The 15596-nt window shown below is 42.6% G+C and carries 14 protein-coding genes and 1 other RNA gene; 8 read left to right on the top strand and 7 right to left on the bottom strand.

Annotated features, from left to right (window positions below):
- Positions 1 to 109: 109 nt before the first annotated feature.
- Entirely contained in the window at positions 110 to 964 is an 855-nt protein-coding gene (locus BIY37_RS03705) for a uracil-DNA glycosylase (protein ID WP_201789380.1), read from the bottom strand.
- A gap of 378 nt (positions 965 to 1342) precedes the next feature.
- Entirely contained in the window at positions 1343 to 2329 is a 987-nt protein-coding gene (locus BIY37_RS03700) for a DHH family phosphoesterase (protein ID WP_070066487.1), read from the bottom strand.
- 464 nt (positions 2330 to 2793) lie between these two features.
- Between BIY37_RS03700 and BIY37_RS03695 the strand changes: the two genes are divergently transcribed.
- The 8 genes from BIY37_RS03695 (at position 2794) to rnpB (ending at position 11901) form a co-directional block, all read left to right on the top strand.
- Positions 2794 to 5172: a bifunctional dihydroorotate dehydrogenase B NAD binding subunit/NADPH-dependent glutamate synthase gene (locus BIY37_RS03695; RefSeq protein ID WP_070066486.1), complete on the top strand. Its 2379-nt coding sequence runs from the start codon at positions 2794 to 2796 to the stop codon at positions 5170 to 5172.
- A 4-nt stretch (positions 5173 to 5176) separates the two neighbouring features.
- Positions 5177 to 5377, top strand: a complete 201-nt coding sequence (gene thiS, locus BIY37_RS03690) for a sulfur carrier protein ThiS (RefSeq protein WP_070066485.1) — start codon at positions 5177 to 5179, stop codon at positions 5375 to 5377.
- A complete protein-coding gene (locus tag BIY37_RS03685; protein ID WP_315850100.1) occupies positions 5361 to 6155 on the top strand; it encodes a thiazole synthase in 795 nt (264 codons plus the stop codon). Before thiS ends, BIY37_RS03685 begins: the two co-directional genes overlap by 17 nt.
- A gap of 88 nt (positions 6156 to 6243) precedes the next feature.
- Positions 6244 to 7020 carry an imidazole glycerol phosphate synthase subunit HisF gene (gene hisF / locus BIY37_RS03680; RefSeq protein ID WP_070066484.1) on the top strand — a complete coding sequence of 259 codons (777 nt, stop codon included), beginning with the start codon at positions 6244 to 6246 and terminating at the stop codon, positions 7018 to 7020.
- A gap of 147 nt (positions 7021 to 7167) precedes the next feature.
- Positions 7168 to 8961, top strand: coding sequence for a DNA primase (dnaG, locus tag BIY37_RS03675; RefSeq protein ID WP_070066483.1), 1794 nt, complete (start codon positions 7168 to 7170; stop codon positions 8959 to 8961).
- Positions 8962 to 9070: 109 nt separating this feature from the next.
- Positions 9071 to 10723: an RNA polymerase sigma factor RpoD gene (rpoD, locus tag BIY37_RS14120; protein WP_070066482.1), complete on the top strand. Its 1653-nt coding sequence runs from the start codon at positions 9071 to 9073 to the stop codon at positions 10721 to 10723.
- 77 nt (positions 10724 to 10800) lie between these two features.
- On the top strand, positions 10801 to 11529 hold the full coding sequence (locus tag BIY37_RS03665; protein ID WP_070066481.1) for a zinc ribbon domain-containing protein: 729 nt from the start codon (positions 10801 to 10803) through the stop codon (positions 11527 to 11529).
- Positions 11523 to 11901: RNase P RNA component class A (rnpB, locus tag BIY37_RS03660), an RNA gene on the top strand. Before BIY37_RS03665 ends, rnpB begins: the two co-directional genes overlap by 7 nt.
- Before the next feature lie 205 nt (positions 11902 to 12106).
- Here the strand turns inward: rnpB and BIY37_RS03655 are convergent.
- The 5 genes from BIY37_RS03655 to BIY37_RS03635 are packed head-to-tail and all read right to left on the bottom strand — an operon-like array spanning position 12107 to position 15594.
- Positions 12107 to 12688 (bottom strand): 2-oxoacid:acceptor oxidoreductase family protein, encoded by a 582-nt coding sequence (locus tag BIY37_RS03655; RefSeq protein WP_080324825.1) that lies wholly within the window; start codon positions 12686 to 12688, stop codon positions 12107 to 12109.
- Entirely contained in the window at positions 12685 to 13425 is a 741-nt protein-coding gene (locus BIY37_RS03650; RefSeq protein ID WP_070066480.1) for a thiamine pyrophosphate-dependent enzyme, read from the bottom strand. The genes BIY37_RS03655 and BIY37_RS03650 overlap by 4 nt, the downstream gene beginning before the upstream one ends.
- 1 nt (position 13426) lies before the next feature.
- The gene (locus BIY37_RS03645; RefSeq protein ID WP_070066479.1) at positions 13427 to 14518 is read right to left on the bottom strand and encodes a 3-methyl-2-oxobutanoate dehydrogenase subunit VorB; all 1092 of its coding nucleotides are present in this window, start codon (positions 14516 to 14518) and stop codon (positions 13427 to 13429) included.
- Between the two features lie 43 nt (positions 14519 to 14561).
- Entirely contained in the window at positions 14562 to 14765 is a 204-nt protein-coding gene (locus BIY37_RS03640) for a 4Fe-4S dicluster domain-containing protein (protein WP_070066478.1), read from the bottom strand.
- Positions 14752 to 15594 (bottom strand): NAD(+)/NADH kinase, encoded by an 843-nt coding sequence (locus BIY37_RS03635; protein ID WP_070066477.1) that lies wholly within the window; start codon positions 15592 to 15594, stop codon positions 14752 to 14754. The genes BIY37_RS03640 and BIY37_RS03635 overlap by 14 nt, the downstream gene beginning before the upstream one ends.
- Positions 15595 to 15596: the final 2 nt, after the last annotated feature.

The raw sequence follows: 15596 nt of genomic DNA, 5'->3' as shown, positions 1-15596 counted from the left end.
TGACCCTTTTAAAAGCTCTTCTCCCTTTATCTAAAGCCATCTTATACTAATTTGCTCTCTCTTTTACCCACACAACTACACGATGACCCTGAAATTCTATATTATGGACTTATATTTTCAGGTCTTTTCCGGATAATTCACTCAAAAGATCCCGTACTTTTTTCATATCCTCCCATACTTTTGCTTTGTCATTGGGGTTTCTCAGGAGATAAGCGGGATGGAAGGTGACCATTATGGGAATACCCTTGTAGTCATGAAACCTGCCCCGTAACGTGCCAACGGGAGCCTTTGTGCTAAGCAGGGTCTGTGCGGCAAAGGTGCCCAGGGCACACAGAACCTTTGGTTGAATAATTTCGATTTGTTTTAAAAGATAAGGCATACAAAGAACGATCTCTTCGGGCAGGGGGGCGCGGTTTCCCGGAGGACGACATTTCAGGACATTGGCAATATATACATCATTGCGCTTCAGACCAATAGCCTCAATAATCTTGGTGAGTAATTGACCTGCACGACCAACAAAAGGTTCACCCTGAAGATCTTCGTCACGACCCGGCGCCTCACCCACAAACATCAAGGTTGCACGGGGATTACCGACGCCAAAGACAAGGTTGGTGCGCGCCTTGCCCAGTGAGCACTTGTGGCAAACCAGCATTTCGTTCCGCAGGGTTTCGAGCATTTGAACCCCCTCTCCTTTTTCGGTCACGGAAGTTTGATCACTGAGTGGTTTTGTGGCGTCTTTGGACGAACGCTTGTTCGTTCCTTCCGTCTGCCGTTTTCGTCCGTCGATGTCAGGGGTTTTCATAGATTGTTTTTCAGCAAGAAGATTGGATGACCGCTGTACGTTTAGCTTGTTTGGTCTGGAAACGGTAATGGTATCAATTCCAAACCCTTTTTCAATTTCAATCCTGATTCTAACAGCCCGAAGTATAGATGCCAATTCTTTTTTTATTTCATCTGCAGACATAGTAAAGTCCCACGTATCTTTTTACAATTTTATATGAATATTACTGGCAAACGTCTTCCTTTCTTCATTTTCACGGGGATAAGTTTTATCGAATTTTTCACAACCCTGTTCAGTCCGGAACGGGTCAACCAACTTTGGTTGATATTATAACATAGCAAAGCCGCAACCAAATTCCTCTTGTCTTTCGGCTGATCCTTCGGCAGGCTCTGGATGTTGCACCGTGCATGATGAGCCTGTCGAACCACCACGACAGAGTCAAGGGGGGGTAAAAAACTTGCAAAAAAAAGATTTTACACGGTAATATTATAATGACCAGGTGGAAGTTTGGTTATGGCTTCGCTGCGCTCTATTGTTATCAGTCTGAGTCGCCGACGCTTTTTACGATAAAGCCTTCTCCAGTTCTCCAACGATGCATTGTTGCACCTCATCAATGCTGCCCTGTATTTCGCAACCGGCAGCATACTTATGGCCACCACCTCCAAATTTTTTGGCAACGTCATTTACATTAAACCCGTTTCTACTCCTGAGACTTACTTTAACCCAATCAGGCTTTGTCATCTCACGGAGCAATACACCAACAGTCACCCCTTCAATTGACACGGGAATATCAGCAAATTCCTGCGTATCGATCGGATTGACATTCGCTTTTTCCAACATTGCTTTCGTTAACCAAATTGTGGCAATCTTCTTCCCGGCATGGAGAGTAACCGTGCTAAGCGCCTGGGCATTTAACTGGATTAAATTATAAGGATTGGTGTTGTAAACATTTTTGGAAATTTCTTCATGCCTTGCGCCATGTTCGATGAGAAATGCGGCCGCCCTGAGCGCCTCCGACGTAGTATTGCTATGGGTAAACCGTCCGGTGTCCGTTACAATTGCCACATATAAAGCCGTGGCGATATCCGGGGTAATAGCAACGTCCATGCTCTTCAGAAGAGTTAGGATGACTTCCCCGGTGGCGCACATGTCCTCCACCACCCAATTGACCATGCCAAAGTATTCATTCGAGACATGGTGGTCTATATTGATGATTTTTGCATCTTCCGGAATGATTTCCCGTACCTTGCCAAGACGTTCAAGATTGGGACTATCAAGAGCGAAAACAACCTCTGTGCAGTCTTTCGGAGATTGAGGATATACATATATTCCTTCGGGAGGAATAATGAATTTGTATACCTGTGGAGTCGGAGAGTCGTTGGCAATGCAGACATTTTTTCCCATACCCATGAGTGCATAATATAGGGCTATTTCGGACCCAATACCATCCCCATCTGCCCGAACATGGGTAGTAATAAGAAACCGTTGATAACGTTTTATAATACTATGGATATTGTCCACGTGCATTTTTACGGCAATATCTTTCATTCAAAAGGCTCCTAATAAAGCAGTACTGCAGATTTTCTGCCTCCACCCATGGTTGTGAAGCAGGAAAAGGATGATACGTAATAGTGAACGCAAAGAAAGGGGCGTTGCAAGCACATTAGCGTCGCTCAGGATAGATTCCACGAGACAATTTTCGACTTGAAGACACTTCGTATCTCAGTCAAACAATTGCTTCGGGCTATTAATTACATTGCATGCATACGTATTTATTATCTTTACTATTGCTGAGGTTTGTGTGAAAACTTCTTTTCGAGATGACCATCATTGTCAGGTTCAGCTTGCCAGAAAAGGGGATTATATGCAAAACAATGCACTTTGTCAAACCTTCTTTTCCCTTGCATTTTAATTATTTATACGATAGCATAAAGTTTTATAATTTATATGTTTTCTTTCTTCTATAATTTATCAAAAATTTAGATATTATTGTTTAAAAAAGGCAGGGGAATATGTTCAGGATTGTTGAAAAAACAAAGATTGCAGAATCTAATTTTTTAATGAAGATTGAGGCTCCCAAGATTGCCAGCAAAAGAAAGGCTGGGCAATTTGTCATGCTTCGTATAGACGAACCGGGAGAGAGAATACCTTTAACCATAGCTGGTTCTGACACTGCTCGCGGCACAATTACGATCATTTTCCAAGTTGCAGGCGAGACAACCCAACAATTGTCTACGTTAAACGCCGGTGATTACTTGCTTGACGTCGTAGGTCCCTTGGGACATCCCACCCATATTGAAAATTTTGGAACAGTTGTATGTATCGGCGGCGGTCTTGGCATTGCTTTAGTGATGCCAATAGCGCAGGCGCTCCATGATGCCGGAAATACGTTAATATCCATTATTAGCGCAAGAAATAAAGATCTGCTGATTTGCGAAAAGGAAATGCAGGCGTGTAGCGATGAGTTTATGATTGCCACGGACGATGGTTCGAAAGGTATCAAGGGTTTCCCCACACAAATACTCCAGGATCTGATTAACAGCGGAAGGAAGATAGACGTTGTTTTCGCCGTAGGGCCGGTACCGCTCATGGCTGCTGTCAGCAAACTCACAAAGCCTTATAATATTAAGACGATAGTTAGTCTGAATCCTATCATGGTGGATGGAACCGGAATGTGTGGTTGTTGCAGGGTCTTAATCGATAATAAACCCAAGTTTGTATGTGTGGATGGCCCGGAGTTTGACGGCCATCAGGTGGATTATGAAAATTTATCACAGCGTCTGAAAGCATATGCAAATAAAGAGCCCAGAATACCCAGCGTAAGCCAGGATAGCTCCTGCTGGAAACCGCCAGAAGACCGTTCAGGCACAGTTCACAAACCAGCGGTCTCAATGCATGCTTCCGAAGGGCATGCCGTTGTTGAGCAATTGGCAGCGGGTCTTTCCGGTGTTGAATCCGGTGGGGGAAAACCGGCTGCAAAAAAGATAGGCGCTATTCCCCGACAGAAGATGCCTGAACAAGAACCCAAAAACCGGATAAAGAATTTTGATGAGGTACCGTATGGATATACGCCGGAAATGGCACGGCAGGAGGCATTGCGATGTCTGCAATGCAAAAAGCCTCTCTGTTGTGATGGATGCCCCGTTAGTATAGACATCCCGGGATTTATCAAATTAATTGCAGAAGGTGATTTCCTTGCGGCGGCACGCAAGATCAAAGAAACAAACGCACTGCCGGCTGTCTGCGGACGGGTGTGCCCACAGGAAGATCAGTGTGAAAAGGTATGTATCGTAGGTAAGAAATTCAAACCTGTGGCCATTGGAAACCTGGAACGTTTTGTTGCTGACTATGAACGAAACCATGGTTCTGTGGAAATACCCGCAATACCGGAGAAGACCGGCTATAAAGTAGCCATTGTGGGCGCTGGCCCTGCCGGGCTTGCCTGCGCGGGTGAATTAATCAAGATGGGGCACGAGGTAACGATTTTCGAGGCGTTGCATAAGGCAGGCGGGGTGTTGGTATACGGAATTCCCGAATTCAGATTACCCAAAACAATTGTGGATTCTGAGGTGGAGTATCTCCGGAAATTAGGAGTCAAAGTCGAACTAAATGCCGTCATTGGTAAGGCACAAACCGTAGACGATTTGTTACAGAACGGTTTCGACGCCGTCTTTGTTGGTACTGGCGCCGGCTTACCCATGTTTATGGGAATTCCTGGAGAAAACCTGAATGGCGTTTATTCAGCCAATGAATACTTGACGAGGGTCAACCTGATGAGGGCTTATAATCCAACTTACGCCACTCCTATTGCTATGCGAAAGAATGTGGCTGTGATTGGAGCTGGAAACGTTGCTATGGATGCTGCACGAACTGCATTACGTCTCGGCGCTGAGAATGTGTACGTCGTGTACCGGCGTTCCCGGGAAGAAATGCCCGCAAGAATTGAAGAAATCCACCATGGAGAGGAAGAAGGTTTGCAATTCAGATTCCTCACAAATCCTATACGAATCTTAGGGGATGAAAAAGGCTGGGTCAAGGGTCTTGAGTGTGTGCGCATGGAGTTGGGTGAGCCTGATGAATCAGGGAGAAGACGTCCGATCCCAGTCAAGGGATCGGAGTTTGTGATCGATGTCGAGTGTTTAATTATGTCCATTGGTAACGGTCCTAACCCCTTAGTTCAATCCACAACACCCGATATACAGGTAAATAAATGGGGTAATATTGTTGCTGATCTTGAGACGTGCAAGACGAGCAAGGAAGGGGTTTTTGCGGGCGGTGACATTGTAACGGGCGCAGCAACGGTAATTCTGGCTATGGGCGCAGGCAAAAAGGCAGCAAAGGCAATTGACGCCTATGTAAGATCGAGAAAGCCGGCCGCAATGGCGAGCTAGACACATGAGGATTATTTTAAACGGCGAGACAAAAGAATGTCCCGAAGGAATAACGATAGAACGTCTGCTTGATTTGTATAAAATCGATAAAAATCGTATCGTCGTGGAACTAAATTTACATGTCATCCCAGGGAAAGAACTTTCTACCAGGATACTGAGGGAATCGGACGTATTGGAGGTTGTGACCTTTGTCGGCGGCGGATAAAATCGAAAATAAAATAGAAAATACCCCCTTAAAAATTGGGAAGCATGAATTTACTTCCCGACTTTTTGTTGGTACAGGCAAGTACCCTTCGATGGAAATAATGAAAGACGCCCTGGCGGCCAGCGGGGCAGAAGTTGTTACCGTTGCTGTCCGCAGGGTAAAGATCAACGAGACGACGTCTCTGTTAGATTATATCGATACCAGGAAATACAAAATATTACCCAATACGGCGGGATGTTATTCAGCCGAGGAGGCAATTAGAACGGCACGCCTTGCACGGGAGGCAGGCCTGTCCGATATGATTAAATTAGAAGTACTTGGTGATGAAAGGACCCTTTTGCCAGACCCGGTGGAAACTCTAAAAGCAACAGAGATTCTGGCAAGAGAGGGGTTTGCAGTGCTTGTATATACCTCTGATGATCCCATTATTGCACGAAGGCTGGAAAATGCAGGTGCAACCAGTGTTATGCCAGCAGGCGCACCCATTGGATCAGGACAGGGTATTTTAAATAAAAACAACATACAGATTATCCTTGAGTCAGTAAAGGTTCCTGTTATCGTCGATGCAGGCGTGGGCACTGCGTCTGATGTTTCTATAGCCATGGAACTTGGCTGTGCGGGTGTATTACTGAACACGGGAATTGCCCTTGCAAAAGACCCCATCCGCATGGCAAGGGCAATGAAACTTGCGTGTGAGGCAGGACGACTTGCATTTCTTTCCGGACGCATACCCAAAAGACTCTACGCAAAAGCTAGTAGTCCAGAAAAAGACTTCTAACGTTGTTCTTCCTGCCAGGGTAAATTAATACCAGAAAAACATTTATTGCGACCTTGCTTCATTTTAAAAAAGGAATCCTCAATCTCTTATGCTTGCCAAAAGAATTATACCGTGTCTGGATGTTAAGGACGGACGTGTCGTCAAAGGAACAAATTTTTTAAACCTGAAAGATGCAGGGGACCCTGTAGAAATAGCATCATTGTATGATAAGGAGGGAGCCGATGAATTAACCTTTCTGGACATTACAGCGTCCCATGAAAACAGGAACATTATTCTTGATGTTGTAAAAAAGACAGCCGAACAAGTATTTATGCCGCTAACCGTTGGTGGAGGCATCCGTGGCATTGACGACATCCGCCGGCTGCTCACAGCGGGTGCAGACAAGGTGTCCATCAATACAGCAGCAGTCAAAGAGCCTGAGTTTATTACAAAAGCCTCCAGGCGTTTCGGTAGCCAATGCATTGTGATCGCAATCGACGCAAAAAAAATACAAGGTAATTCTGAAGCACAAAAATGGGAAGTTTATATAAACGGTGGCAGAATACCTACCGGATTAGATGCTATCTCATGGGCAAGAACCATTGAGAAAAAAGGAGCTGGCGAAATATTATTGACCAGTATGGACTTTGATGGCACAAAAAACGGGTTTGATATTGAATTAAACAGAACGATATCCGAAATGGTAAACATCCCAGTTATCGCATCAGGCGGGGCGGGTAAAGTAGAACATTTTTACGATGTTTTTACAAAAGGAAAGGCAGATGCAGCATTGGCGGCCTCTATCTTTCATTACAGAGAGATCTCCATACAATCCGTGAAGGAATATTTAATTAGAAACGGTATTAAGACACGAATTTACAAATAGTTGTGCATGATTCTCTGTTACACAATAGCCTTGCAGCATTCTACTGAAAGAAATAATTATTTTCAATTTATTGACAATATTAAATTTAATGATATAATTTTAGGGTTTTCTATTATTTTAAAATAATAACTTATCCCATCCGGCTGTATGGCGAGTAATATCCCACAAGAGAAGATTGCAGAGATACAACGCGCTTCAGACATCGTTCAAATCATATCAGAATATGTCAATTTAAAGCAAAGCGGTAAAAATTTTCTAGGCTTATGTCCATTTCATTCGGAAAAAACCCCTTCCTTCACGGTAAATCCAGAAAAAAAGCTCTTTAAATGCTTCGGATGTGGCGAAGGCGGAGCCGTATTCCAGTTTATAATGAAGCAAGAAGGGATAGGTTTCGTGGAGGCTGTAAAGTTAGTGGCTTCCAAGTCACATATCGATCTTTCTTATTTATGCAATCAAAAGGGAACTTATTCTCTTGCAGAAAAGACTCGCTTGATAAACACAAACGATTTTGCCGCAAAATTTTATCATAAAATTTTGCTTACTAGTGAACAAGGAAGGTTGGCAAGAGATTATTTACAAAAAAGGCAGATAAATGATCAATCCATAAAAAAATTTTGTCTTGGCTATGCTCCTGATAGTTGGAATACCTTAATCCGAATCTGTAAAGAACGAAAAATTCCAGAAAACCTATTAGAAAAAGCTGGTTTGGCTATCCTTAAAAAGGAGGGGAACGGTTATTATGATCGTTTTCGCAATCGATTAATGTTCCCAATATTTGATGCCAGGCGGCAGGTCATAGGTTTTGGAGGCCGGTCGCTGGATGATTCACTTCCTAAATATCTCAACTCACCCGAAACCGTTCTTTTCAACAAAAGCAATGTCCTTTACGGTATTGATATTGCCAAAAGCACTATTCATAAGCAACGACGAGTAATACTTATGGAAGGGTATACGGATGTAATCATGGCACACCAGAACGGTATCGAATGGTCGGTGGCCGTAATGGGAACATCTATATCAAAACAACACCTAAAGCAATTAAGGCAGTACTGCAATCAGGTAATACTGCTTCTGGATTCTGACATTGCCGGATGGAAATCTTCAGATAGGAATCTGGACATCTTTATCGAAGAAGAATTTGATGTCAAAATTGCCCAACTGCCTAAGGGTTACGACCCATGTGACTTTCTTGTAGCGGAAGGAGCTGAAAAATTTTTGTCGTATGTTAATTACGCCAAAGATTTTTTTAGCTTTAAGGTCGAAATGACTGCATCCAAATGGGACATGTCAACCATTCATGGAAAGGCAAATGCCATCAATGACGTCCTTTCAACAGCAATGAAAATGCCCGATATTATTAAACGTAATTTACAAATCAAAAGGATCGCCGAAGAAATGTCTATTGATGAGGATGCACTACGGACCCATCTGAAAAAATTCAGTAAACAATCGTCTCTTGTACCAAACAAACAAGACGTCAAACATAGATTAGACGCCTCTTTCATGGCGGAGCGGGAACTTTTGTATTTAATGTTATCATGCAACGAACTTATACCAAAAGTCATCGAAGAAATAGGATTGGAAGAATTCAGCAATAACGATCTTTTTAAGATCGCTGAAAAAGTGATTGAACTATACCATAAAAATAATGTGGTAAGAGAAGAAGATGTATTACATCTCTTAGAAGACGAAAGACTCAACAAAACGCTCATGGATGTTGTAACAACTAGGGAGTTTCAAAATATTGCCAATCAGAACGAAAGGTTGGAGGCATATATTCATTTTTTTAAAAGGCGGAACAGCAAGAAAGAAAGATATCAGGCAAAGGTTAAAACGCTACAGACGATTAGGGTCAGCAACAGCGAAGAAGATATTGTTGTCTTGCTGAATGAGCTTCACAAAAAAAACAAAAATATCCATGTCTTGAAAAATAACGCCTAACGCGAGGAGTTGTTTACGTGCCATCTGATGTAAGACAGGTAAAGAAAAAAAGGTAACTTCGATTATCTCCATTTACATAAAGGTCATTGTTGAGGAGGACTATCCTTAGATGGAAAGTTTAAATCAAAAAATTAAGCAACTGGTACAAAAAGGTAAGGAAAAGGGCTATTTAACTTACGAAGAACTGAATGATATCTTGCCTGATGATGCGGATATTTCCCCCGAGAAGATTGATGACATCTTGATGATGCTGGATGAATTAGGCATCGACTTGATCGATGAGACTGAGATTGAAAGTCGCGACGTTATTGAAACCGAAGAGGGTGAACCCTACCCGGAAGTTGAATTAGAATTTGGCGAAGTTCCAACCATCACCGAAAAGATAGATGACCCGGTTCGTATGTACCTCACGCAAATGGGTGAAATTCCTTTGCTTACCCGTGACGAAGAAATCATGCTTGCGAAAAAAATAGAAATTACCAGAAAGAGATTTTTAAAGAAAGTCCTGCATTCTGATCTTTCCCTGGCAACCTGTTTGAGAATATTAGAGGATGTCAATAATGGAGAATTATCGTTTGACCGTACCTTGAAAGTGAATGCAATGGTTGACAATTGCAAGGATGAGATTTTAGAACAGTTTCCACGGAGTGCTAAAATATTAAAATCCCTCCTCCAAAAGAATAAAGAAGACTATCTCCGGGTAAAACGGAAACAAATTTCCAGGAAGGAAAGAATAAAACTTCTCCGAACGATCAGAAACAGAAGGAGAAAAGGGATAGATCTGCTCGAAGAAATCAATATTCGCACAAAACGAATACAGCCAATGTTGAAAAGACTCCAGGAAATCATTTTCGAAATGGAATTTTTAGAAAGTCAGATGACAGAATCAAAACAGCGCTCCCGTTCTAATGGTTATTACAAAGAATTAGAATTACAATTCGCAAAATTAGAAGAATTGGTCCTGGAATCTTCAAACAGTTTAAAACGACGCGTAGGCTCCGTTGAAAACATTTATAAAGAGCACGAGACTGCCAAGAGAAAGCTTTCCGGTGCAAATCTCCGACTTGTCGTAAGCATCGCAAAAAAATACCGGAATCGCGGACTCAGTTTTCTCGATTTGATTCAGGAAGGAAATACTGGTCTCATGCGGGCAGTTGATAAATATGAATACCGGCGCGGATACAAATTCAGCACATACGCTACGTGGTGGATACGTCAGGCAATTACGCGGTCGATTGCAGATCAGGCAAGAACGATACGCATCCCTGTGCATATGATTGAAACCATGAGTAAAATAAGAAATGTCTCTAAGAAACTGCTCCAGGAAAAAGGTCGTGAACCGACCATTGAAGAGATTGCAAGAGAAGTAAAGATTACCGTGGGAGAGGCACGGCGCGTTCTTAAAATATCCCGCCACCAAATCTCGCTGGACCGACCTGTTGGCGAGAGTGAAGACAGCTCCTTTGGTGATTTTATTGAGGATGAAAAGGCGGAATCACCTGTGTCTGCAGCAACCCAGGAAATGCTTAAAGACAAGATTGAAAGTGTATTAGAGACGTTAACGTACCGCGAAAGAGAGATTATTAAACTCCGGTACGGTATTGGTGATGGCTATACCTATACCCTCGAAGAAGTTGGCAAAATATTTAAAGTTACACGGGAGAGGGTACGACAGATTGAAGCGAAAGCCGTACGGAAATTGCAACATCCGATTAGAAGCCGGAAACTTGAAGGATTTTTGGACGGTGTCAGTGCTGATTGATAGGCAAGATTTGTGCATCCCACTCCTTTAAAGTGCTTCTCGTTTATGCGCTTAAAATTATTGTTTGAGAGGAATCTATGAATGAAAGGATAGAGGTACTCCGGAGGTTGCAATCAATAGATACAAAACTGCGAAGATTGGAAGGTGATAAACTCTACCGTAGTTACGATGTTCAAAAAAAACTTACTTTAATCCAACAAAAGAAAACAGATTTGTCAAAACTGAACGAAGAGATAAAGACGTTTCAAAAAGACATCGGATTTAAGGAACTTGACTTGAAAAGTATGGAAACAGAGATTATCAAATTACGCTCACAGATGAATCAAGTCAAAACAAACAAAGAATATAACGCAATAAAAACAGAAATTGGAGGAAAGGAGGCAAATAAATCCATTCTGGAGGATGAAATCCTTGGCATGATGACGAAGTATGAAGAAATGAATCAGAGATACAAATCATTTGAAAAAACGATTGAACACGAAAACTTGCAATTAAAAGAACTCCAGAAACATGTGGAAAAAGACCTGATAACAATAGACACCGAGATAGATGAAATGAAAAAAAAGCGCGATAAATATACCTCCATGCTTGATGCTGACACCTTACAACATTACAATCGTTTAGTAAGCCACAAGGATGCAGTTGCAGTAGTTCCTGTTGTTAGCAAGGTATGTCAAGGATGTTTTATGTCCATTACAGCTCAAACGCTTAATCAACTTTTGTCAGGCAAAGACCTCACCTTCTGCCATAGTTGTGGCCGTATTTTATTCCTGAATAATGGCGATGGGGATTTAGAGGAAGAGTAGACAAGGTGGTCGCCGGCTCTTTCCCTTCTTCGCGAAAGAGCGGGAGGAAAGTCCGAGCTCCACAGGACACAGTGCTCCGTAACGCGGAGTCCCGGAGACGGGAAGGAAAGTGCAACAGAAAATATACCGTCCCATCTTTTCATGGGATAAGGGTGAAATGGCGGGGTCATTATTGACTTAATGCAAGAGCCCACCGCTCTGGTGGTGACATCGGAGGCATGGCAAACCCCACTGGGAGAAAGGTTAAATAGGGAGGGATGAAGTGGTCCGCTTCAGTAATACCTCCGGGTGAACCGTTTGATCTCGTTGGCAACAACGAGACTAGATAAATGACCATCCACGACAGGACTCGGCTTATTGTCTACTCAAAATAAAAACCCCTCTGAAAGATAACCTGACGGAGGGGTTTTTATTTTTATGACAATCTATTTCTTTTTTCCCTTTTCCCCGCTCTTTTTCTTTTCCAATCCTTCCTTCTTTTTTCCGCCGGGGCTGTGCTTCGCACATGTCGTACACATATTCCCTCTCCTGTCAAAAAAAGATGCTCTCTGAAATAAAATCCCGTTTTTGCAAATTTTTACCGTACGTATGGATGATGTATAGATTCTATCAGGTGCAAACCCCTCTCAAGAGCCTGTTTATTGATGGCAAACAAGTTTCCCTTTTTTGCTTTTAGCATCCCTTGTAACTGCTCCAAAATGAGATTAGGAGAAAATAATTTTTTAATTGCCAGATAGGCACCCAGCATGACGATGTTTGAGACCAGTACATTTCCTAATTTGCTCGCAATCTCTGTGGCAGGCACTTCATAGATTTTTGCATCAGGGAAATTGTCTGATTTAATCATAGAGGTATTTAAAAGAAGCAATCCGCCTGCCTTTAACATCCCCTTAAATTTTTGATACGAAGGTTGATTCATAACAATAAGGGTATCGGCCTCCTCGATAATTGGGGAAAAAATCTCATTGTTTGAAATGATGAGGTGATAGACTGCGGTTCCGCCTCTTACTTCGGTACCATAGGAAGGAAAATACGTCACCTTTTTCCCGTCAATCATGGCTGCCTGCGCAATTAATTTCCCCAACAACATCATGCCCTGTCCTCCAAAACCGGCCAGGATTATTCTTTCTGTTATATCTGTGGGTAAACAACTATTCATTGTGTCCAATCTTTTACCACTCCGAGCGGGAAGGTTTTGGACATTTCTTCATCAATATGTCGCATCGCCTCGTTGGCATCCATCCTCCAGTAGATAGGGCATGGAGATAAGATTTCTATCAGGGAAAACCCCCTTTTCTCTATTTGTGTCTTAAATCCTTTTTCGAGGGCTTTTTTCGTCTTTCGAACGTTTTCCGGCGAGGAAAGACTCACCCGTTCAAGGTAACTACTTCCACCCAAAACGGACAAAAGTTCACATACACGAATAGGATGTCCGTAGTTTATCGAGTCCCTGCCTGATGGCGTAGTTGCCGTTTTCTGCCCTACAAGGGTCGTCGGCGCCATCTGACCATTCGTCATGCCATAAACGGCATTATTAACAAAAATAAAGGTAATATTTTCGCCTCTATTGGCAGCATGAATAATCTCTGCAGTTCCGATTGCTGCCAGATCACCATCCCCCTGATAGGCAAATACGACATGGTCTGGATGCACCCTTTTAATACCCGTGGCTACAGCAGGAGGTCGGCCATGTGCAGCTTCACACATATCGATATCAAGGTAATTATAGGCAAGTACAGCGCATCCTACCGGAGCCAATCCAATAGTTTTTCCCCGAATTCCCCATGCATCAATGATTTCGGCAATAAGCCTCAGTACAATTCCATGTCCACATCCCGGACAAAAATGTGTTGGTGTATCAATGAATGTTTTCGGTTTTTCATACAAAGCCTTCATATCATCTTACCTCTGCTAATTGTAACAAAGTATTGGCAAGATTGTCTGGTACAACCTCTACAATCTTTTTGATTACTTGCGTGGACGTTGGAACTCCTCCACCAGTCCTCCCATAAAAATGCACCGGGCATTTACCTTCAACTGCCAGCCTTACATCTTCTACCATTTGCCCTGCACTCATTTCAACAGTTAAAATACACTGTACTTTTTCTGATATCTTTCGGATGATTTCTTTTGGAAAAGGCCATAGGGTAATGGGGCGTATCAAACCAACTTTGAATTCGAGCTGCCTGCTTTTCCTGACAACATCTGCACATACCCGTGCAGATGTTCCATAAGCAACCAACACAATATCGGCTTTATGTGTATTAACCGTTTCGTAACGGACTTCATGCTCTTCTATTGCCTTATATTTTCTCTGTAAATGAGCATTGAACTCTTCCAGTTGCCCTTTCACCGGATAGAAAGACTTTACAATATTCCTTTTTCTCCCTTCTGCCCCTGTCAGTGACCAGGTTTTTTGAGGAAGATTTTTCTTAGGCCTTTTATGAAATTCCATCGGTTCCATTAACTGCCCGATTTGAGCGTCTCCCAAGATCATAACCGGATTTCGGTATTTGTCGGCAAGGTCAAAGGCATCGTATACAAGATCTGCCATCTCCTGGACAGAACTAGGCGCAAGAACAATGGTATGATAATCACCATGTCCACCACCCTTGACTGCTTGAAAATAGTCCGCCTGTGATGCAGAAATATCACCCAGCCCAGGTCCTCCCCGTTGTATATTAACAATGACACACGGCAACTCACTACCGGCGAGATATGATATTCCCTCTTGCTTCAGACTAATGCCAGGACTCGAAGAAGATGTCATTGCACGGGCACCTGCTGCCGCGCTGCCATAAACCATATTGATAGCTGCAATCTCACTCTCTGCCTGGATAAAGGAGCCACCAATCTGTGGCATCCTCATTGACATATAATTGATCAGTTCATTCTGAGGAGTAATGGGATACCCATAATAGTACCTACAACCTGCTACTATAGCTGCTTCCGCAGCGGCCTCATTTCCCGTCATTAACTGTTTCATCAAAACATGCCCCTTGTAAATTGTCCCTAAAAATAACGCTTAATTTTTAATTATAAATCTCTATCGCTACATCAGGACACATTATTGCACATTTTTTACAACCATCACATTCTGCGCCTTCCCTGAACTTCACTGGATATAAGCCCTGTTCATTTATGGTATCAGATATCACAAATGAATTGTTATGGCATACCGGCACGCAGAGATGGCATCCTTTACAATAATTCTCTTTTATTTTAATTACGGCCATAATTCGGTTGTCCTCCCCAATGTAACTTTTCCCGCAACACGCCATAAAATGTCCTCTCACCCGTATCTATCATCTGAACTTCGACATCAGACCTTTCAACCTTTATCTTATCGCCCATCTCCAATTCCATAAAGACCTGTCCATCAACCGTAAAACCGGTACCAACTAATTGAGACAAGATTTCCATCTCAATCTTCACATCCGAAGAAACCACCAACGGTCGGTTTGTAAGTGTATGAGGGCATATTGGCACAATAATAAAAGCATTCAAATCAGGCGTTAAAAGCGGACCTCCGGCAGAAAGCGAATGCGCCGTCGAGCCTAAGGGAGTTGACACGATCAAACCATCTGCCCGGTATGTTGCAACATCTTCCCCGTTAATATTTAATTTTATAGAAATCAATCGTGAGAAAGACGAGCGTGAGATCACAGCATCATTAATACCCATGGATTCGCTTATCATATTTCCTGCACGCTCAACTTGGGACAACAGGAGCATCCTTTTACGCACACGATAGTTTCCTATAAATATTTTTTCTAAAGCGGCAAGTACATTCTTTTCCATAAGCTCTGCCAAAAAACCAAATCTTCCCATGTGTACACCTATGATCGGTATCTGATCTCTTCCTAGCCCCCGGCATGTTGAAAGAATAGCTCCGTCTCCTCCAAACACCACCGCAATTTCCGCCTCCATTTTTTCAATTTTCTTCCCTTTCGAGACATCAAGAATTTCAGCAACTACGTGCTTGTCCAACCATGGCTTTAAGCCAAAAATCGTATCATGAATCTTTTTTTTATTTAAATCACCAAGAACCAGAATTTTTTTCATTT

The sequence above is a fragment of the Candidatus Brocadia sapporoensis genome (assembly GCF_001753675.2).
Taxonomy (GTDB): Bacteria; Planctomycetota; Brocadiia; order Brocadiales; family Brocadiaceae; genus Brocadia; species Brocadia sapporoensis.
The sequence above is the reverse complement of the archived record's forward strand: the minus strand, read 5'-3'. Positions and strand labels throughout refer to the sequence as shown.